Origin of the sequence: Micromonospora sp. NPDC002389 (assembly GCF_040296095.1) — a bacterium.
Taxonomy (GTDB): domain Bacteria; phylum Actinomycetota; class Actinomycetes; order Mycobacteriales; family Micromonosporaceae; genus Micromonospora.
The window spans coordinates 105,956-125,296 of sequence record NZ_JBEOWP010000008.1 but is presented as its reverse complement, the minus strand read 5'-3'; the positions used below and the strand labels follow the sequence as shown (position 1 = coordinate 125,296).

Annotated in this window: 18 protein-coding genes; 7 read left to right on the top strand and 11 right to left on the bottom strand. The window is 72.0% G+C overall.

Annotated features, from left to right (window positions below):
* Nucleotides 1-35 precede the first annotated feature (35 nt).
* The 4 genes from ABT008_RS17240 (at nt 36) to yidC (ending at nt 2,707) form a co-directional block, all read left to right on the top strand.
* On the top strand, nt 36-491 hold the full coding sequence (locus tag ABT008_RS17240; RefSeq protein ID WP_350697217.1) for a hypothetical protein: 456 nt from the start codon (nt 36-38) through the stop codon (nt 489-491).
* A 15-nt stretch (nt 492-506) separates the two neighbouring features.
* Complete coding sequence (locus ABT008_RS17235; RefSeq protein ID WP_350697216.1) at nt 507-1,277, top strand: hypothetical protein; 771 nt, start codon at nt 507-509, stop codon at nt 1,275-1,277.
* Between the two features lie 47 nt (nt 1,278-1,324).
* Nucleotides 1,325-1,606 carry a DUF6412 domain-containing protein gene (locus ABT008_RS17230; RefSeq protein WP_350697215.1) on the top strand — a complete coding sequence of 94 codons (282 nt, stop codon included), beginning with the start codon at nt 1,325-1,327 and terminating at the stop codon, nt 1,604-1,606.
* Nucleotides 1,607-1,777: 171 nt separating this feature from the next.
* Nucleotides 1,778-2,707: a membrane protein insertase YidC gene (gene yidC / locus ABT008_RS17225; RefSeq protein ID WP_350697389.1), complete on the top strand. Its 930-nt coding sequence runs from the start codon at nt 1,778-1,780 to the stop codon at nt 2,705-2,707.
* 64 nt (nt 2,708-2,771) lie between these two features.
* Here the strand turns inward: yidC and ABT008_RS17220 are convergent, their stop codons facing one another.
* From ABT008_RS17220 to ABT008_RS17205, 4 genes are read right to left on the bottom strand one after another with little or no spacing between them, the layout of a single operon-like run.
* Nucleotides 2,772-5,102 (bottom strand): beta-xylosidase/alpha-l-arabinosidase, encoded by a 2,331-nt coding sequence (locus ABT008_RS17220; RefSeq protein ID WP_350697214.1) that lies wholly within the window; start codon nt 5,100-5,102, stop codon nt 2,772-2,774.
* A 60-nt stretch (nt 5,103-5,162) separates the two neighbouring features.
* Nucleotides 5,163-6,023: a carbohydrate ABC transporter permease gene (locus ABT008_RS17215; RefSeq protein ID WP_131054785.1), complete on the bottom strand. Its 861-nt coding sequence runs from the start codon at nt 6,021-6,023 to the stop codon at nt 5,163-5,165.
* Between the two features lies 1 nt (nt 6,024).
* Nucleotides 6,025-7,029 (bottom strand): carbohydrate ABC transporter permease, encoded by a 1,005-nt coding sequence (locus ABT008_RS17210; protein WP_350697213.1) that lies wholly within the window; start codon nt 7,027-7,029, stop codon nt 6,025-6,027.
* Nucleotides 7,026-8,333, bottom strand: a complete 1,308-nt coding sequence (locus tag ABT008_RS17205; protein WP_350697212.1) for an ABC transporter substrate-binding protein — start codon at nt 8,331-8,333, stop codon at nt 7,026-7,028. Before ABT008_RS17205 ends, ABT008_RS17210 begins: the two co-directional genes overlap by 4 nt.
* A 139-nt stretch (nt 8,334-8,472) precedes the next feature.
* On the opposite strand from ABT008_RS17205, the gene ABT008_RS17200 reads away from it, so the two are divergent.
* Together ABT008_RS17200 and ABT008_RS17195 are read left to right on the top strand one after the other, a co-directional pair.
* The gene (locus ABT008_RS17200) at nt 8,473-9,480 is read left to right on the top strand and encodes a LacI family DNA-binding transcriptional regulator (protein WP_350697211.1); all 1,008 of its coding nucleotides are present in this window, start codon (nt 8,473-8,475) and stop codon (nt 9,478-9,480) included.
* 151 nt (nt 9,481-9,631) lie between these two features.
* Entirely contained in the window at nt 9,632-10,660 is a 1,029-nt protein-coding gene (locus ABT008_RS17195; RefSeq protein ID WP_350697210.1) for a hypothetical protein, read from the top strand.
* Nucleotides 10,661-10,714: 54 nt separating this feature from the next.
* On the opposite strand, the gene ABT008_RS17190 is transcribed toward ABT008_RS17195, so the two are convergent.
* The 3 genes from ABT008_RS17190 to ABT008_RS17180 are packed head-to-tail and all read right to left on the bottom strand — an operon-like array spanning nt 10,715 to nt 13,120.
* Complete coding sequence (locus ABT008_RS17190; RefSeq protein WP_350697209.1) at nt 10,715-11,176, bottom strand: hypothetical protein; 462 nt, start codon at nt 11,174-11,176, stop codon at nt 10,715-10,717.
* Entirely contained in the window at nt 11,151-11,819 is a 669-nt protein-coding gene (locus ABT008_RS17185; protein ID WP_350697208.1) for an RNA polymerase sigma factor, read from the bottom strand. Before ABT008_RS17185 ends, ABT008_RS17190 begins: the two co-directional genes overlap by 26 nt.
* The gene (locus ABT008_RS17180; protein WP_350697207.1) at nt 11,816-13,120 is read right to left on the bottom strand and encodes a S8 family peptidase; all 1,305 of its coding nucleotides are present in this window, start codon (nt 13,118-13,120) and stop codon (nt 11,816-11,818) included. Before ABT008_RS17180 ends, ABT008_RS17185 begins: the two co-directional genes overlap by 4 nt.
* A 182-nt stretch (nt 13,121-13,302) precedes the next feature.
* Between ABT008_RS17180 and ABT008_RS17175 the strand changes: the two genes are divergently transcribed.
* Nucleotides 13,303-15,927 carry a CHAT domain-containing protein gene (locus ABT008_RS17175; protein ID WP_350697206.1) on the top strand — a complete coding sequence of 875 codons (2,625 nt, stop codon included), beginning with the start codon at nt 13,303-13,305 and terminating at the stop codon, nt 15,925-15,927.
* Nucleotides 15,928-15,937: 10 nt separating this feature from the next.
* On the opposite strand, the gene ABT008_RS17170 is transcribed toward ABT008_RS17175, so the two are convergent.
* The 4 genes from ABT008_RS17170 to ABT008_RS17155 are packed head-to-tail and all read right to left on the bottom strand — an operon-like array spanning nt 15,938 to nt 19,329.
* On the bottom strand, nt 15,938-16,849 hold the full coding sequence (locus ABT008_RS17170) for a DUF6807 domain-containing protein (protein ID WP_350697205.1): 912 nt from the start codon (nt 16,847-16,849) through the stop codon (nt 15,938-15,940).
* Nucleotides 16,846-17,478 (bottom strand): hypothetical protein, encoded by a 633-nt coding sequence (locus tag ABT008_RS17165; RefSeq protein WP_350697204.1) that lies wholly within the window; start codon nt 17,476-17,478, stop codon nt 16,846-16,848. The genes ABT008_RS17170 and ABT008_RS17165 overlap by 4 nt, the downstream gene beginning before the upstream one ends.
* Entirely contained in the window at nt 17,462-18,346 is an 885-nt protein-coding gene (locus ABT008_RS17160; protein WP_350697203.1) for a carbohydrate ABC transporter permease, read from the bottom strand. The genes ABT008_RS17165 and ABT008_RS17160 overlap by 17 nt, the downstream gene beginning before the upstream one ends.
* Complete coding sequence (locus tag ABT008_RS17155) at nt 18,346-19,329, bottom strand: carbohydrate ABC transporter permease (protein ID WP_350697202.1); 984 nt, start codon at nt 19,327-19,329, stop codon at nt 18,346-18,348. Before ABT008_RS17155 ends, ABT008_RS17160 begins: the two co-directional genes overlap by 1 nt.
* Between the last annotated feature and the right edge of the window lie 12 nt (nt 19,330-19,341).

The following is a 19,341-nucleotide window of genomic DNA, read 5'->3' as shown; positions in this document are numbered from 1 at the left end:
GTGCGGCGGAGTGGGGTGAGAGTGGGGTGAGAGTGGTGAGTGGGCGGCAGAAGGTGTTGTTGGGGGCGCTCGGTGTGCTGCTGGTGGTGCTGTTCGTGGTGGCGGTGGGGGCGGGGCGCGGGGGGCGGGGGGATCCGTCGGCGCGCAGTGGGTTGGTCGACCTGCTGGGGCGGGTTGGCGGCGGGACGTCGGCGGTGGACCCGGTCACCGTCGACGCGGACTGTGCCGAGGCGCCCGGTCGGCTGGTCGTCACCGGCGACTGCGAGCTGCGGGTGGCCGACCCGGGTGGGCTGCGCACGCTGATCCTGCGCAGCCCGGAGGCGTTCACCGTCGAGGCGCCGGCACCGGGGGACGCCGACTTCACCGTCGAGGACGACGTCACCCCGGCCGACGACGGCACCGGCGCGGTGACCCGGATCGCCGTGGACCGGGCCACCACGGTACGGGTGAGCTGCTCCGGCGGCTGCCCGGTCACGATCGCGCGGGACTGAGGCGGGGAGGCCGGGATGGGTGCGCTGCGCAAGCCGTTCCTGCTGCTGGCGATGCTGGCGCTGGTGCTGGCGGTGGGCGTCGAGGTGGGTGCCGGGCTGCTGCTGGGTGGCGGCGACGCCGGTGCGGCGCTGGCCGAGAGCGCCGGTGATCTCGGGGTCGAGGTCGGTGACGTGAGCGGGGTCGGCGAGCCGTCCGGCCGGGGCACCGGCTATCTGGCGCTCGTCGACGCGGTGGCGCTCTGGACCACCGGGCTGTTCTGCCTGGGGCTGGTGCTGCCCGAACGGATCCACGGCCGGGTGCAGGGCGTCGCGACGCTGATCTTCTCGATCATTCTGATCATCGTGGCGTTCGTGGCGTTGATCGTCGCCTTCGTCGAGTTGATGGTCATGGTGTCGTTGTTCCTGGCGCCGCCGTTCGGCACGCTGGCGTACCTGGCGTTGTGGGGGTTCTTCCCGGTCGGCGACGCGGCCGTGCTGCTCGGCCTGGCGCTGCTGCTCAAGCTCGCCTGGGCCGGGCTGCTGGTGCTGGCCCAGCCGAAGTTCCTCCAGAACAAGGGCCTGGTACTGCTGATCCTGACCAGCCTGCTCTGCACCGTGCTGCTGGAGTTCCTGCACAATCTGGTGCCGGTGATCCTGGTGAGCATCCTCGACGACCTGGGCGCGCTGCTCTTCGCGATCATCGCGATCGTCTGGGCGCTGGTGTTGCTGATCGGCGCGATCCCGGCGATCGTCAAGGCGCTGCGGGCCACCGCCGCCCTGCGCGCCGAGCCCGATCCCGACCGCTAGGCCCGACACACCGGTCGTTGGGTGCGCGGGGCGGATATGGTGGTGCCGTGATCGGGCTCGGCATGATCTGGTACCTCGTCGGCGTACTCGCCGACGTCGGTGCCTCCAGCATGCTGTCCGGCACGGCCGCGGCGACCGGTGTGCTGCTGACCGTCGTGCTCGCCGCCGCGAACCTGGTCCATCAGGTGGTCACCGCCCCGGACCTGCGGATCACCCGACGGCTGCTGCGGGAACGGGCCGGGCGCACCGGCGTGCCCCGACACCGCGATCCGGACGCCGCCGGCCGGGCCCGCCCCAGGGCGCCGACCGCGACCCTCGCGGTCGCCTGAGCACTCACCGTCGCTCGTTTCACCTGCCGCTCCTCGGCGACCGCTGCTGACTCGTCCCACCCGTCATCAGTCGTGTCGCGTTCCGAGGGGTACCCACATGTCCAATTCGTCCGCTTTCCGCCACCGGTGCGCCATCGGAGCCCTCCGGTGAGCGCCCTGTTCAGCCCACTGATGGCCGTCGTCTACGGCACCATCTCGGCCATCCTGCTGTTCTGGCACGGCGCCTGGCAGATGCTCTTCGGCGACGCCGCCGCGCTGGGCACCGACTGGGCCTGGGTGCTGGGCATCGTCTTCCTGGTGCTGACCGTCCGGGGTGTGCTGTTCCCGGTCTTCGTCAAGCAGATCAAGTCGCAGCGCGCCATGCAGGCGCTCCAGCCGCGTATCAAGGAGATCCAGGAGAAGCACAAGAACGACCGGGAGACCATGCAGAAGGAGCTGCTGGAGCTCTATCGCACGGAGAAGGCCAATCCGCTGATGGGCTTCCTCCCGATGCTGGTGCAGATCCCGGTCTTCCTGGGCCTGTTCCATGTGCTGCGGCATCTCAAGCCGACCATGCCGGAGCACATGAAGACGCTGTACGGCTGGACGGTCACCCAGTTCGACAGCGCGTCGTCGGCGACGTTGTTCGGCGCGCCGATCGCCGCCAGCTTCCGGTCCGGCGCGCAGGAGTTGTCGCTGCTTGGCACGGACGGCACGACCGTCCGGATCGTCGCCGCGATCCTGATCGTCACGATGATCGCGACGACCTACCTGAGCAGCCGGCAGATGATCCTGCGGACCGGATGGGCCGAGAACCCGCAGCAGCGGATGGTGCAGCGGCTGATGCTCTACGGCATCCCGTTCTCGCTGCTCGTCTCAGGTCTGATCTTCCCGATCGGCGTGATCATCTATTGGGTGACCACGAACCTGTTCTCCCTCGCCCAGCAGACCTGGGTCCTCCGGAAGTACCCGCCACCGGCCACCGGCGCACCGAAGGCCACGGCCGCCCCGACCCGCGCCGCCGCGTCCCCGGCCCACGCCACACCGTCCCCGGCACGGTCGCTCGCGCCCCGGCCAGGGGCGAAGCCCACCACCGCCCGCAAGGGCGCGCCGCGCGGCTGATAGACGCCGAGATCCCGGTACGCCGCCTTGCCGGGCGACGTACCGGGATCACCGGCAACGGCCGTCAGCGCACGTCGGTGGTGGTCCAGCGCGGCGAGGCGTTGGTCACCACGGCGGTGTCGCCGACCAGGGTGGTACGCGCCTCGGCGTCCCGGCGCGCACTGCTGCCCACCCACACGTCGACGTCGCCGGGCTCCACCACGCGGGTGAGGCTGCGGTCGGAGAAGGCCAGGCGGGTGGTGGGCACCGTCAGCTCGACCGTGACCGACTGGCCCGGCTCCAGGTGCACCCGGCGGTAGCCGAGCAACTGGGCCACCGGCCGGGTCACCGAGGCGACCAGGTCCCGACCGTAGAGCTGGACCACCTCGTCACCGGGCACCGCACCGGTGTTGGTGAGCCGGACGGTCACCGACAGCGCCCCGTCGGTCGGCACCGTGGCGGGGACGGTCAGGTCGGCGTACTCGAAGGTGGTGTAGGACAGGCCGTGACCGAACGGGGCCACCGGGGTCGCCGGCAGGTTGGTCACCTCGCTGCCCTCGCCGAGAGTGGGGTGCAGGTACGAGAACGGCTGCGCCCCGGCCGAACCGGGCAGGCTGACCGGCAGCCGACCGGAGGGGTTGACCCGCCCGGAGAGCACCCCGGCGATCGCGCCCGCCCCCTCCTCACCGGGGAAGAACGCCTGCACCACCGCCGCGCAGCGGTCCACCGCCCAACCGACCGCGTACGGCCGGCCGGTGAGCAGCACCAGCACCACCGGCGTACCGGTGGCCAGCACCGCCTCGACCAGCTCCCGCTGGACACCGGGCAGTTCCAGGTCCTCCCGGTCGCATCCCTCGCCGACGGTGCCCCGCCCGAACAGCCCCGCGTGGTCGCCGACCACCAGGACCGCCACGTCCGCCGCGCCGGCGGTGGCCACCGCCTCGTCGAAGCCGGACCGGTCCGCCGAGTCCACGTCGCAGCCCCGCGCCCAGCTCACCAGGTCGGCGCCGAACTCGGCACGGGCCGCCGCGAGGACCGTCGGCACCTCGATGCCGGTCTCCACGTCGGGGTGCTGGGCCAGCACGTGGTTGAGGAAGGAGTAGCAGCCGAACAGCGCACCCTCCCGGTCCGCGTTCGGCCCGACCACCGCCACCCGCCGCCCGGCCGGCAGCGGGAGTACGCCCTGGTTGGCGACGAGGACGACGGACTTCTCGGCGAGCCGGCGGGCGATGGACCGGTGCTCCGGCGAGTCGAGGTCGACCGGCTGCGGCTCGTCGTCGAAGGTGGCGTCGAGCAGCCCGAGCGCCTCCTTCTGGCGCAGGACCCGCAGCACCGCCCGGTCCACGAACGCCTCGTCGAGCCGGCCCGACCGCACCGACTCGGCCACCGTCAGGTAGGCGTCGCCGGTCGGCAGTTCGATGTCGACGCCGGCGGTCAGCGCCTGCACCGCCGCGTCGGCGTGGTCGGCCGCGACGTGGTGCAGCAGGTTCAGGAAGGCCACACCGAAGTAGTCGGCGACCACCGTCCCGTCGAAGCCCCACCGGTCCCGCAGGATCCCGGTCAGCATGGTCGGGTCGGCCGCCACCGGCACGCCGTCGATCTCCGCGTACGAGTGCATGACCGACCGCGCGTCGCCGTCCAGGATCGCCATCTCGAACGGCGGGAGCAGCACGTCGGCGAGTTCCCGGGGGCCGGCGTGCACCGGGGCGAAGTTGCGCCCGGCGCGGGAGGCGGAGTAGCCGGCGAAGTGCTTGAGCGTGGCCAGCACGCCCTGTGCCTGGAGTCCCCGCACGTACGACGTGCCGAGCGTGCCGACGAGGTAGGGATCCTCGGCGATGCACTCGTCGACCCGCCCCCACCGGGGGTCACGGATCACGTCGAGCACCGGGGAGAGCCCCTGGTGGATGCCGAGCGCCCGCATGGACGCCCCGATCGCCTCGGCCATCTCGGTGACGAGTTCCGGATCGCAGGCGGCGCCCCACGCCAGCGGGGTGGGGTAGGTCGCCGCCTTCCACGCGGAGAGCCCGGTGAGGCACTCCTCATGGACGATCGCCGGGATGCCGAGCCGGGTGCCGGTCACCAGGTCGGACTGGAACTTCCACAACCAGGACGCACGGGCCTCGGCGTCGACCGGTCGGGTGCCGTACGCCCGGGTGAGGTGCCCGAGCCCGTGCCGGGAGAAGGTCTCCAGCTTGCCGACGTCGGCGAACTCGCCCTGCAACGGCGCGACCGTCTCGCCGTCCTCCTTCTCCCAGAAGCCGACGAGCTGGGCGACCTTCTCCTCGATGGTCATCCGCCCGAGCAGCTCACGGACCCGTGCCTCGCCGTCCGGCCGGTCGGACCGGTCGTGCCGGTCGTGGCCCGGACCCGGTTGTGCCGGGACCGGTGCGCCGACCACGCCGTGGACCTCAGTCATGCTGTGCTTTCCCCTTTGTGTTGTGCTGGCGCCGCGTCGGCTCTCGTCGGGCCGCGCCGCTCAGCCCTTGACCGCGCCCTGCAGGCCACCGACGATCTGCTTTTCGGCGAACGTGAAGAAGAGAAGTGCCGGCAGCATTGCCAGCGAGGTGAAGGCGAGGATTCCGGCCGTGTCCGAGGTGTACTGGCTGGAGAAGTTCTGCACGCCCAGCGGCAGGGTGTGCAGGCTGGCGTCACCGAGGACCAGCAACGGCAGGAGGAAGGCGTTCCAACTCGCCACGAACGCCAGGATCCCGACGGTGACGAGGGCGGGACGCGACAGCGGGAGCATGATGCGCCACAGGAACCCGAGCCGACCGGTGCCGTCGATCGCGGCCGCGTCCTCCAGCTCGCGCGGGATAGCGGAGAGGAAGGGACGCAGGATCACGATCGTCAACGGCAGCGCGAAGGCGATCTGCGGCAGCATCACCGCGAAGTAGGAGTTGATCAGGTTCATGTCCCGCAACATGAGGTAGAGCGGCAGGATCGCCGCGCCGGCCGGGAAGAGCAGGCCGAGCGTGAAGAAGGTGTAGAGCACCTCACGGCCACGGAAGGTGTAGCGGGCCAGCACGAACGCGGCGCAGACCCCGAGCAGGACGACGCCGAGCGTGGTGCCCAGCGCGATCACGGCGCTGTTGAACGCCTGCGTCCAGAAGCCGCTCTGGGTCAGCACCCGGGCGTAGTTGTCGAAGACCCACGGGTCAGGCAGACCGGCCGGGTTCGCGACGATCTGCGGGGTGGTGCGGAAGCCTCCGATGATGACGTACAGCACCGGGACGATCGACACCGCCGCGACCGCGAGGGCCAGCCCGTAGGTGAGGGGATTGCCCCACGACACCGGGCGACGCCGGCGGGACGGGGACAGGGTGGCGTTGGCGGTCACGTCAGTTCGCCCTTCCGGTCGTGGCACCCTGGATGTCACGGCGCAGCAGAAACCGCTGGAACAGCAGTGCCGCGACGAACGAGATGACGAAGAGGATCACCGCCACCGCGTTGCCGTAACCCCACAGCCGGGCGAAGAACCCGTTGTCCACCATGTAGGTGGCCATGGTGGCGGAGGCGCCGAGCGAGCGGACGGCGGGCACCGAGGTCACCCAGATCACGTCGAAGACCTGCAATGAGCCGATCATCGACAGGAACATCCAGATCCGGATGGTGGGGCCGAGCAGCGGCAGGGTGACGTGCCGTTGGATCTGCCACCAGCTCGCGCCGTCGATGGCGGCGGCCTCGTTCAGCTCCTGCGGCACGTTGGACAGGCCGGCGAGCAGCAGGATGATGGCGAAGCCGACGTACTTCCAGGTGAGCACGAACAGCAGCGTCCAGATGACGATGTCCAGGTCGGCCAGCCAGGCCTGCACCAGGCCACCCAGCCCGATCGACTGGAGCAGCGCGTCCAGGCTGCCGTTCGGGGTCAGGATCAGCTTCCACATGATGCCGACGGTGACCTCGGCCAGCACGTACGGCACGAAGGCCAGCAGGCGGAACAGGGTGCGGCCCCGGAAGTGCCGGTTGAGCAGCAGGGCCACGCCGAGGGCGACCGGACCCTGGAGCAGCAGCGAGCCGAAGACGATGATGGCGTTGTTGCGCAGCGCGTCGAGGAAGATCGGGTCCTGGAACGCCATGACGTAGTTGTCGAACCCGATGAACTCGGTGGGCGGTCCGACTCCACGCCAGCGGAAGAGGCTGTAGTAGACGGCGAAGCCCATCGGCACCAGTACGAACGTCACGTAGACGACGATCGCCGGGGTGGTGAGCCCGATGATCTCGTACCACTTGCGTCGGGTCTCGGCGGCCCGGTCCTTCGAGGCGCGCCGGACGGGCCGGAGCCCCGCCGGCGGCGCGGAGGCACCGCCGGCAGGGTCCAGTGTGGTGGGGTTGGTGGCGGTCACTTGCGCGCGGCCGCCTTCATCGCCTCGACGACCTGCTCGGGCGTCCCGTTGCCGGCGAAGATGGCGACGATCGCGTCGTTCATCGCGTTACCGACGGTGCTACCGAACGCGGTGTCCAGCCAGAGCTGCACGTAGGTCGCACCGGTGGTCGCCTCCAGGATGGAGCGCAGGGCCGGGTCCTCGACGCCGTCCTCGGCGCCCTTGGCGACGGGCAGGCCGGTGCCGGTCTGCGCGTAGCCCTTCTGCACCTCGGGGCTGACGATGTACTTGAGGAACTCGACGCACTCGCCCGGGGCGTTCTTGGCGCAGGCGAAACCGTCGCCACCGCCGAGCGCCGCCTTCGGGTCACCGGCGGAGCCGGAGATCGCCGGCACCGGGAACCAACCGATGAACTTGTCGAGCGCCTCCTTGTCGTTGGTCACCGTCTCCAGCGAGCCCTTGTTCCAGTCGCCCATCAGCTCCATGGCGGCCTTGCCGTTGGCGAGCAGACCGTTGGCGCTGGTCGGGTCGTTCTGACCCGGGGTGGCGATGAAGTTGTCCTGGAACGGCTTGGTGTCGATGAAGGCCTTGAGGTCCTGGCCGGCCTTCACGAAGCACGGGTCGTCGAAGACCGTCTCGGTGCTGGCCTTCTTCAGCGTGTCCACCGAGCAGGCGCGCAGGGCGAAGTTGTACCACCAGTGCGCGGCGGGCCACTTGTCACCGGCGCCCAGCGCGATCGGGATCACGTTGATCGCCTTGAGCTTGGTGACCGCGTCGTTGAGCTCGTCGAACGTGGTCGGCGGGGCGGCGATGCCGGCCCGCTGGAACATGTCCTTGTTGTACCAGACGCCCTCGATGCCCATCCGGTACGGCAGACCGTACTGCTTGCCGTCCACCTGCCAGATCTCGGCGGCGCTGCCGATGTTGCCGACCTCCGCCTTCACCTGCTCGGTGATGTCCTTGAGGTAGTCGGCCTCGACCTGCTCGCGGATCTCGCCGCCGCCCCACGCCTGGAAGATGTCCGGCGGGTCGTTGCTCAGCAGCGCGGCGGGCAGCCGGGTGCGTTGGAGCTGGTTGGTCTCGATCCCCTCGATCTCGATCTTGACCGTCGGGTGGAGCGCGGTGAAGTCGGCGGCGACCTTCTCCCAGTAGGTCTTGCCGGGCCCATCCTGGGAGGCGTTGTGCCACCAGGTCAGGGTCACCGGGTTCTTGAACAGCTCACTCTCCGGAGGAGCTTCGGACTCACCGCCGCCACATCCGGCGGCAAGCAGTGCTGTGGTGATGGACAGCGCTATGGCGGTGGTTACGCGGCGCTTCAAAGCCATCGGTATCTCCTCGACGTATCAGTCGCGGTGCTCGGCCTGCCGGCGAGTTTTACAGCCGTGTAACTCAGTGTCAATCGGTGTCGATAACGTTTTCGACTCGCCGTTCGCGGCGCTCGTCGAGCCCTCTATCATCGTCGGCGTGGCGTTCCCGCAGCGTGTGAACATGTCGGACGTGGCCCGAGCGGCCGGCGTCTCGGTCGCGACCGTATCCAAGGTGGTGAATGGCCGATACGGCGTGGCGCAGGCGACCGTCGAGCGGGTTCAGCAGGTCATCCACCAACTCGGCTACGAAGCCAGCCTCGGCGCGCAGAGCCTGCGCAGCCACCGCACGAACGTGCTGGGCATCCTGGTGGCCGAGTTCGAACCTTTCTCCACCGAACTGCTCAAGGGCGCCTCGTCGGAGGTGACCGGCACCGGCTACCAGTTGCTGGCGTACTCCAGCGGTGACGTGGCCGGTGCCGCGGTCGGCTGGGAACGCCGCTCACTGGCCCGGCTCTCCGGGACGCTCATCGACGGCGCCGTGATCGTCACCCCCACGGTGGTGGAGACCAAGCAGGGCTTCCACGTGGTGGCCGTCGACCCGCACACCGGTCCGTCCGGCCTGCCCACCGTCGACTCCGACAACTTCGCCGGCGCCGTGCTCGCCACCAACTACCTGCTCTCGCTCGGCCACCGCCGCATCGGGCACATCTCCGGCCGCGCCGACCTGGAGTCGTCCCGGCTGCGCGAGGCGGGCTTCCGGCAGGCCATGGCCGACGCCGGTGTGACCGTCGACGAACGACTCGTCCGGGTCGGCGGCTTCCGGATCGAGAGCGCCGCCGGCACCGCCGCCGAACTGCTCGCCCTCCCCGACCGGCCGACCGCGGTCTTCGCCGGTAACGACCTCTCCGCCATCTCGACCATCGACGTGGCGCGGAGCATGGGCCTGTCGGTACCGGACGACGTCTCCGTGATCGGCTTCGACAACGTCCCGGAGTCGGCGTTGGTCAACCCGCCCCTGACCACCATCATGCAGCCGATCCAGAGGATGGGCGCCGAGGCGCTGCGGCTGCTCGTCGACCTGATCGCCGGGGTCGAGCGCGACATCCACATCCGGCTCCCCACCGAACTCGTGGTCCGCGCCTCCTGCCGCTCGTTCCCCGCCTGACACCGCACAGCAAGCGGATTCGCCCGTCCTCGCACCATCTGACGACGGGTATCACCGGCGCGATTTCCGGCTCCTGAACTACGTCATCGCGCCGAAACGGTACGGACACCCACCGTGACCGGCGCACGCTCCTTCGATAGGAGAACGTGTCATGAGCAGTGCAGGAAGACGGGTACGCGGTGCCGTGGTGGTCGGGCTCACCGCCGCGGTGCTGACCGGGCTGCTGGCCGTCACCGCCGCTGCGGCGGTACCGGTCGAGGCGGTCCCGGCGGCCGCCGCAGCGGCCCGTACCGACGTCTACATCAAGGACACCGCCGCCGACGTCGGAGTCGAGCCGCACGCGCTGAACCCGCTCTGGGCCAGCCCCGACATCAAGGTCTGCCCCACCGCCGTCGAGTGCGCCGTCAGCCAGAACCCGATCGTCGGCGTCACCAACTACCTCTTCATCAAGCTGCGCAACCCCGGCCCGTACGGCTCGGGCGGCAGCAGCGGGGTGCTCCGCGTCTACCGGACCACGCCGGGGGGCGGCGCGGTCTGGCCGACCCACTGGACCCAGATCGGCGCGGCCAACGTGGTCGCCTTCGCGGGCGTCACGACGGTCACCATCCCGTGGACCGGAGTCCCCGGGCCGGGTCACTTCTGCCTGCTCGCCCGCTGGGTGTCCGCGACCGACCCGATGACCTTCGAGGGCCCGGACATCAGCACGAACACCCGGTACAACAACAACATCGCGTGGCGCAACGTCGACTCGGTCCGGCTCACCGCGGGCGGACCGTCGGTCGTGCGGCCCTTCGCCATCGGCAACTCGCTGACCGTACCGTCCCGGAACGAGGTCGTCTTCGCGGCGGCCGAGCCGCTCCAGGCGATCGGCGGCCGGGTCGTCGTCGATCTCGGCCCGGACCTCTTCGAGCGCTGGCGGGCCGGGGGTGCGGTCGGCACCGGCGTCCGGGCGGTCGGCCGGACCCAGGTGGAGATCGTGGAGCCCACCAAGGCCAGTCTGGGCAACCTGGCGCTGAACCCCGGTGAGCGGGCGGAGTTCTCGCTGCTCTTCTCCGCTGCGGCGGACAGCCAGCGGGAGATCTCCTTCACCGTGACCCAGTTCGGCCCGGACAGCAGCGGGGCCCGGTCGACCGACCTCGGCGGTGTGCAGTACCTGATCAGCACCGGCAGACAGGGCTAGCTCGCACCGCGTCGCGGGGGTCGTGGGTCGAGGGGGCCCACGACCCTCGTGACGTCAGCGCAGGCAGACCCAGTCGGTGGCCACCGCGTACTCGCCGCTGTAGGCGCGAAGCTGCACCGGGCCGGTCGGCGGCACGCCGAGCGAGAAGAGCCCCACCGCGTCGACCGTGGCCTCGTCGTAGATCCCGCTCACGGTCCGGGCGCTGACCCGGCCACGACCGGCCGGCGAGCACTGGCCGACGATGCCGGCGTCGCTCACCTCGATCTCCAGGACGATCCCGTCGCCCCGGAAGCACAGGCTCCGCGCCGAACCGGACGAGCGGGTGAGCCCGGCCGGCTCCGCCAGCGCCGAGTCGAAGGTCAGCTCGGCCAGGACCAGCTCGGTGTCCGTCGTCCGTTCGGCGAACGCCGCCCGCGCCGCCGCCAGATGGTCCTCGGGCACTCCCGCGGAGTCCCAGAGCGCGGCGACCAGTTCAGCCGTCAACCTGTCGTCATCGACCGGCGGCCACGGCTCCATCGCGTTCACCCCCCTGCCGTCCGGCGTCCGGGCACGGCCCGAGGTACGGCGCCAGCGCCTCGCAGCCCCGCAGCCTCCGCAGGCAGCGGGCCTGGGTCGGGCCGATGCTGCCGACCGGTACGCCCAACCGGTCGGAGACCTGCCGGTAACTCGGCGGCGGCTCGGCGATCAGCAGGGCGAGCAGTTCCTGGCACCGGGGCGGTAGCTGGGCGAAGCCCTCCCGCAGCGCCTGCCGCCGTTCCGCCCGCAGCAGGTCCTCGTCCGGCGGCGCGGCGTCCGCCCAGGTCCCGTGGTAGGCATCGAGCGCACCGTCGGACGGGTCGACGGGTTGGGTCCGCCGGACGAGGCGGGACATCCGGTAGCACTCCCGCCGGGTGGTGACGGCCAGCCAGGCCGCCAGTGCCTCCGGTTCGCGGACCTGCTTCAGGTGCTCCACCAGGCGCAGCCACACGGTCTGGTTGACATCCGCCGCGTCGGCGCCGCTCAGGTCGTGCGACCGGATCACCGAGTACACCAGCGGGGTGTACCGGCGCACCAGCTCGGCCCAGGCCGACTCGTCCCCGTCGGCGGCGGCGGCGACCAGGACGCGGACGCTCCGGTCGGCCACCACGGCACCGCTCGGTGGCTCCGCTGCGCCGCTCACGTGACGAGCACGCCGTAGTCGGGGTGCCAGCGCGGCGACGCGAGCAGGGCCAACCGGGCCGCGTCGGCGCTCAGGCCACCCGCGCTCATCAGGGCGGCGAGTCGGCCGGCGACATGTGCGGTGGCGAACGACGTGCCGGCCCAGGTGGCGTACCGGTGGAACAGCCGGGTCGGTCGTCCGGGCAACGGCAGCCGCCCCTCGACGTACGTGCTGTCCCGGCGGCCGAGGGCGCAGGCGTCGACCCATGGCCCCCGGCCGCTGTAGTCCGTCGGCACCACCGCACCTGCGGCACCCGTCTCGACGGCCCCGACCGCGAGCACGCGGTCCAGCGCGGCCGGCCAGACCGGACGGTCGACACCGGCGTTGCCGGCCGCCGCCACCACCGCCGTCGTCTGCGGCATCGCCGCCAGCGCGTTGGCCAGCGGCAACGAGGGCTGGTCGTCGAGGGTGAAGCCGCCCAGGGAGAGGTTCACCACCGACACCTCGGCCGAGAGTCGGCTCAGGGCGGCCACCAGCATCGACTCGTCCCCGACCCCGGTGGGCGCCAGCGCCGTCTCGGGGTCGAGGCGTACGCCCGGGGCGGCCTGCCGCACCACCCCGGCGACGAACGTGCCGTGACCGCCCTGCGGGGCGAGCACGTCGGTGTGCACGTAGAGCGGGTCCTCGTCGTCGACCTCCGGCAGGTACGCGCCGCCGAGCCACTGCGGGTGTCGGCTGCCGGCCTGCCGGCAGATGCCGGTGTCGCAGATCCCGACCGTCACCCCCGCGCCCTCGGCAAGCCGGGCCGGGTCCGGCGGCGGCAGTGCGGCCAGTGTCCGGGGCGGCCCGCCCGGGTTGCCCATGATGTTGCCGAGGCCGAGCAGGACGTGGTGCGGTTGGACCACGGGCACCGGCGCTCCGGGCCACTGTCGGGGGTCGCGCAGCTTCGTCACGAGCGTGGGGATGTCGGCCTCCCCGGCGAACACCAGCCGGGCGACACCGGCGAAGCCGACGCCGAACGTCACCGGGTTGCCGCTGGCCCTGAGCCAGGCCGCGACCCGCTGGGCGTCGGCGGGAGCGGTGAGCAACTGCCGGGGCCGGTACAGCATCTCCCGGCCCGGTACGGCGTACCGCCGCACGTTGCGGTCGGCGTCGAGCATCTCGGCGAACGCGAGCTGGTACGCCTTGTCGTCGGCGGCGCTGTCGTCGCCGAGTGCCGACGCCGGCCGCGCGGTGGAGGCCAGTGGCGCCGCCACGGTGGCCAGTGCGGACACCGCCAGGAGGCGCCGTCGGGACAGCCGGGTGCTGACGGGTGGTGCCATGGGACGGTCGGGCAGCAAGGGTCCTCCCCCAGACGACTCGGGAGGCGGCACGTCACTGGTGGTGGTGCGGCGGATTCCCGGTCTCCGGTCAATTCTTCCCGTCGATCGGCGCATGTCAATGCCAAGCGCATACTCACCGTCACCTGTCGACCACTCGGCGGGACATCGACGATACTCATCGGGTGGTGAACTCTCCGCCGGTGCCCGACCGCACCACCGGCGGCGCCGATACCGCTCAGGCGGCACTCGACGCCGTCCAGCGCCGCCCCAGTGACGCGATCATGATCGCCGAACGGGTGCTCGCCGCCGGGACCGACGACGACGAGCGCTCGACCGCCGACCGCGCCATCGGTCTGGCGCTGCGCGAACTCAACGACCTGTCCGGCGCCCGGCGCCACCTCCGTCGGGCGGTGCGGAGCGCGGGCACGGCCCGGACCCGGGCGCTGGCCCGGATGAGTCTCGGGTACGTCCTGGCCAGTTCGGGGCACACCGCGGCGGCGCTGCGGGCCGTCACCGCCGCGCTGCCCGACCTGACCGGAGCCGACGCCGGTCGCGGCCGGATGCAACGGGGGGTGGTGCTGCACTACCGCGGCAGGTACGACGAGGCGGTGCGGGACTACGGCCTCGCCATCGACATCGCCCAACGCGAAGGCGACCTCCTGCTGGAGGCGCGCGCCCGCAACAACCGGGGCCTGCTCAACGCCCACCGGGGCACCACCGGCGGTGCCGACGACCTCTCCCGGGCGGCGACCGCCTTCGACCGGCTCGGCCTGGACCTCGCGGCGGCCGACGCCCGTTGGAACAGCGGGATCGCGGCCGGACGACGCGGCGACATCGCGGCGGCGCTGCGCTGTTTCGCCGCCGTCGGCGAGGAGTACCGACGCCTCGCCGTGCCCCGGCCGGCGCTGCTGCTGGACCGTTTCGAGTTGCTGCTGTCGGTGCCTCTGGTCGACGAGGCGGTGCAGGTCGCCGCCGTGGCGATCCAGGAACTGCGCCGCCGTGGCATGGCCTCCGACCTGGCCGAGGCGCTGCTCGCCCAGGCGCGGGCCGCGCTGCTCGCCGGTGATCTGGCCGCCGCCGCCGAGGCCGCGGCCGCCGCCCGGAGCCGGTTCCGGCGGCAGGGCCGCCGCACCTGGGCCGCGTTCGCCCGGCACGTCGAGCTACGCGCCGAGGCCCGCCGGGGCACCCGGACCCCGGCCCTGCTCACGGCGATGACGCGGACCGCCGACCAGCTCGACGGCACGGGGTGGGCCGACCCCGCGCTGGTCACCCGCATCGACGCGGGCCTCCTGGCCAGCGCGGTGGGTCGTCCCGACCGTGCCCTGGCCATGTTCACCGTCGCCGCCCGCGCGCGGACCCGGGGCACCGCCCCGCGACGCGCCCAGGGCTGGTACGCCCTGGCGCTGTCGCGCCGGCTGGGCGGTGACGAGGCGGGTGCGGCCCGCGCGCTCCGCCGTGGACTGGGCGTGCTCGACCGGCACCGGACCTCGCTCGGCGCCACCGAACTGCGGGCCAGCAGCGGGGCGTACGGGCAGGAACTGGCGGCCGAGGGTCTGGACATCGCGATCCGGGCCAGCGCGCCGGCACAGGTCCTCGCCTGGGCCGAGCGGTGGCGGGCCAACGCGCTGCGCATGCGGCCCGCCCTGCCGCCCGACGATCCCGACCTGGTCGTGGCGCTGGCCGAACTGCGGCTCGTCAGCGGTCTCCTGGAGGACGCGGTCCTGGCCGGACGTCCGGTACGCGCCCTGCGCGGTCGGCAGACCCGACTCGAACAGCGCATCCGGGACCTGGCCCGGCGGGTGCCCGGCGCGGCCGGGGTGACCACCCCGCCCGGCGTACGCCGACTGGCCGACCGGCTCGGCTCCCGCGTCCTGGTCGAACTCGTGGCCCACGGCGACCGGCTCAAGGCGGTGTTGGTCCGCGACGGCCGGGCCAGCCTGCACGACCTCGGGCCGCTCGCCGAGGCGGCGAGGCTGGCCCGATGGCACCGGTTCGGGCTGCGCCGACTGATCGTCGGCGGGGATCCGACCGCCGCACGGGTCGGGGCCGCCCACGCCGCGGCGGCGCTCGACAGTCAGCTCTTCGATCCGTTGCGGCCCCGCCTCGGCGACCGGCCCCTGGTGATCGTCCCGGTCGGTGTCCTGCACTCGGTGGCGTGGGCCGGGTTGCCCACCTGCGCCGGACGCGCCGTCACGGTCGCCCCCTCGGCGACGGCCTGGCTCCAGGCGGACCGGCGGACCACGTGGGCGGGCCCGCCCGTGCTGGCCAGTGGGCCGCGCCTGGCCGCCGGACGGGCCGAGGTGCAACGGCTCGCCGAGGTGTTGCCGGGCGCCCGGCCGCTCGTCGGGCCGGACGCCACCGCCGGTGCACTGACCGCCGCGCTGGACGGCGCCGGGATGGTGCACATCGCGGCCCACGGCACCTTCCGCGCCGACAATCCCCAGTTCTCCACGCTGGAGCTGGCCGACGGGCCGCTGTTCGCCTACGAGTGGGAGCGGGTCGCCCGGCCACCCGGCTGCGTGGTGCTCTCCGCCTGCGAGTCGGGTCTGACCGACGTACGCCCCGGCGACGAGATCATGGGTTTCGCCGCGGTGCTGCTGGCCCTGGGCACCCGGTGCCTGATCGCCACCGTCCTGCCGGTGCCCGCCGAGCCCACCACCGCGCTGATGGTGGACCTGCACCGACGGATGTGGGCGGGCGCCCGCCCGGCCTCGGCGCTCGCCGACGCCCAGCAGGCGTTCGTCGCCACCGGCGACAGCACCGCCCGCGCCACCGCGGCCGCGTTCGTCTGCCTGGGCGCCGGCTGAGCGGGTGCCCCTAGGGCGCAGCGCCGATCAGCGCGGCGGCGGTGGCGCGGTCCACCGCCCCGTCCGCCACGACGACCCGATAGCGGCCGTGCCGGCTGGTGCCGGCCGGGATCGTCGTGGTCTCCTCGAACGCGAACGCCACGCAGACCCCCGGGTACATGGTGGTCCGCACGAACCACCGGTCGCCCGGCCCGAGACCGCTGAACACCAGGGTGTACGCCGGCCCGCCCGGCGCCCGTGCCCGCATCGCCACCCACGGCTCGTCGCAGCCGTTGACCGTCTCCTCACCGTCCCGCTCGGCGGTGAACACCTCGGGTGGCCCGTCCGCCACCGCCCGCCAGAAGAACCCGCCGTAGCCGGCCCCGCCGGGGCGGCCGTTGGTGGCCGGGCTGCCAAGCGTCACGTCCCGGTCGGCGGGAGCGGTGAGGGTGCTGGTCACCTCCAGCAGCCAGGCACCGTCGCGGCCCGCTCCGGGCGTCGAGCCCGGGTGGCCGGGCAGTGCCGAGGCGGTCAGGGTGCGCCGCTCGGTGAGCAGCACCGCGCCGGACGGATCGCACCAGTGCAGCCGGTGGTCGAGCCGGCCGGGTGAGCGGTGCTCCCACCCGGCGTGCACGATCCGGCCGTGGTCGGCGCGCCAGGTATAGCCGACGTCGCGGACGTAGGTGCGTCCGCCCCAGAGGTTGGTGCCGTCGACGTCCTGCACGGCCAGCGAGGCGCCCAGGTGCCAGACGTGGTCGGCCGGGAGCGCGTCGGTCACCGGCACGCCGGCCAGCGTGCGTACCGGGTGCAGGTAGGGCCGGGGCCCGTGCTTGGCGTCGAGGTCGGGCGCGAGCACGTACCGGGCGACCGGTGTGCCGGCGACGACCAGGTGCGGATCGGTGTCGGTGGCGGGCGTACCGGCGACCGGGTCGGCGGCGGTCACGACAGCTCCGCCTCGGCGACCGGCCGGCGGCGGGCAACGGCGTGCACCGCGGCCAGCGCGTACCCGGCGAGGATCGGCACCGCGACCGGGGTGACCAGCACGCCGAGCAGCGCGGCGACCACGGTGGTGCCGGCCAGCGCGGCCCAGTGCGCGGGGTGGTCGAGGCAGGCCCGGGCGGCCCGGCTGGCGGCCGACCGCCAGCCGGTGCCGCCGGTGGAGCCCACCTCGACCACGACCGCGGCGGCGTAGCCGAGCAGGCCCGCCGCGACGACGGTGGTGACGCTCAACGCCAGCGCCCCGCCGGGCACCCGACCGGTGGCCAGCGCCACCAGGTCGGCGGCGAGCAGGCCGACGGCGGCGATCCCGAGCAGCGCCACCGGCAGGCCCGGCAGCAGTCCCCGGCCGAACCGGGAGAACGTCTGCCGGGCCGTCGGCCAACTGCCGGTGGCCAGCCAGTCGTGCACGGCCGCGCTGGCGGTGCCGACCGCGGCACCGGCGGTCACCACCGGCACCGAGGCGAGCACCGTCAGGATGCCGACCAGCGCCAGGTCGGCGGCGTCGCGGACGGTGTCCCGCCAGTCGCGGCGCGGCGGGCGCCGGTCGTGGCCGTCGTCAGCCCTTGAGTCCACTGGTGTTGATCCCCTCGACGAGCATCCGTTGGAAGGCCACGAAGAACACGAAGACCGGCAGCAGGGACAGCACCGACATGGCGAACATCGGTCCCACCGCGCTCTGGCTGGTGGAGTCGATGAACAGGGTCAGCGCCACCGGCACCGTGTAGTCACTCAGGCTGGACAGGAAGACCAGTTGCCGGAAGAAGTCGTTCCAGGTCCAGATGAACGAGAAGATCGCGGTGGTGACCAGCGCGGGCCTGCTCAGCGGCAGGATGACGTACCGGAAGATGCCGAACGCGTTGGCGCCGTCGATCCGGGCGGCCTCGTCCAGCTCGCGCGGAATGCTCCGCATGAACTGCACCATCAGGAAGACGAAGAACGCCTCGGTGGCCAGGAACTGCGGGATCAGCAGTGGGAGGTACGGCCAGTCGCCGCCGACCAGGCCGAGGCTGCGGAACAGGATGTACTGCGGCACGATCAGCACGTGCCCCGGCAGCAGCAGGGTGCCGATCATGACGGCGAACCACACCCCGCGCAGCCGGAACTTCAGCCGGGCGAAGGCGTACGCGGCCAGCAGGCAGCTCACCGCGTTGCCGACGACGGTCAGCAGGCTGACCATGGCGCTGTTGAAGAAGAACCGGCCGAAGCTGACGTCGAAGTTGGTCCACCCGTTGGTGTAGTTGCCCGGGGTGAACGTCTCCGGCAGCAGCCCGATGTTGTTGACGATCTCCTGCTGCGACTTGAACGACGTGCCGATCATCCAGATCAGCGGGTAGAGCACCACCGCGACGATGGCCAGCAGCACGATCAGCCGCAACCAGGAGCGGCTGCGCGGGCGTTGCGGGCGGGTCGCCACGGGTGGCGCCACGGTGCTCGCCACCATCAGCGGTCCTCCCCGTCGGAGTAGTGCACCCAGAACCGGCCGGTGCTGAAGAAGACGACCGTGATCAGGGCGATGGCGATCAGGAACACCCAGGCCATCGCGGAGGCGTAGCCCATCTCCAGGTCGGTGAAGCCGGTGATGTAGAGGTTCAGCGTGTACATCAGAGTCGAGTCGACCGGTCCGCCGGTGCCGTTGCTGAGCACGAACGCGGCGGTGAAGCCCTGGAAACCGTTGATGGTCTCCAGCACCAGGTTGAAGAAGATCACCGGGGAGAGCATCGGCAGCGTCACGTTGACGAACTTCCGGAACTTGCCGGCGCCGTCCACCGACGCGGCCTCGTACAGCTCGGTCGGCACCTGCTTGAGCCCGGCCAGGAAGATCACCATCGGTGCGCCGAACTGCCAGATGGCCAGCACCATCAGGGTCTCCAGGGCCCAGTCCGGGTCGTTGACCCAGGGCTTGCCCTCGATGCCGAACAGCGCCAGGAAGGAGTTGAACGCACCCTCCCGGTTGAACATGTTCACCCAGACGATGGCCAGCGCCACGCTGCCGCCGAGCAGCGACGGCAGATAGAACAGACCCCGGAACAGCCCGACTCCGCGCCAGGCCCGGTTGAGCAGCAGCGCCACCCCGAGGGCCGCGGCCAGTTTCAGCGGTACGGCGATCAGGGCGAAGCTGAGCGTGACCCGGACCGAGTGCCACCACGACGGATCGCTGGTGAACATCCGTTCGTAGTTGGCCAGCCCGACCCACTCCACCTCCGACCAGGGGGTGAGGATGTCGTAGTTGGTGAAGCTGAGGTAGAGCGACAACAGCATGGGCATCGCCGTGATGGCCATCAGACCGATGAGCCAGGGCGACAGGAAGACGTAACCGGCCAGACCTTCCGCGTGCCGGATCCGTCCGGACCGACGCCGGGTGGCGTCGGGCCGGACGGATCCGCTACCGCGGCGGGTCGGGTCGGGCGCCGTGGTCAGAGCCACGAACTGCTCCTC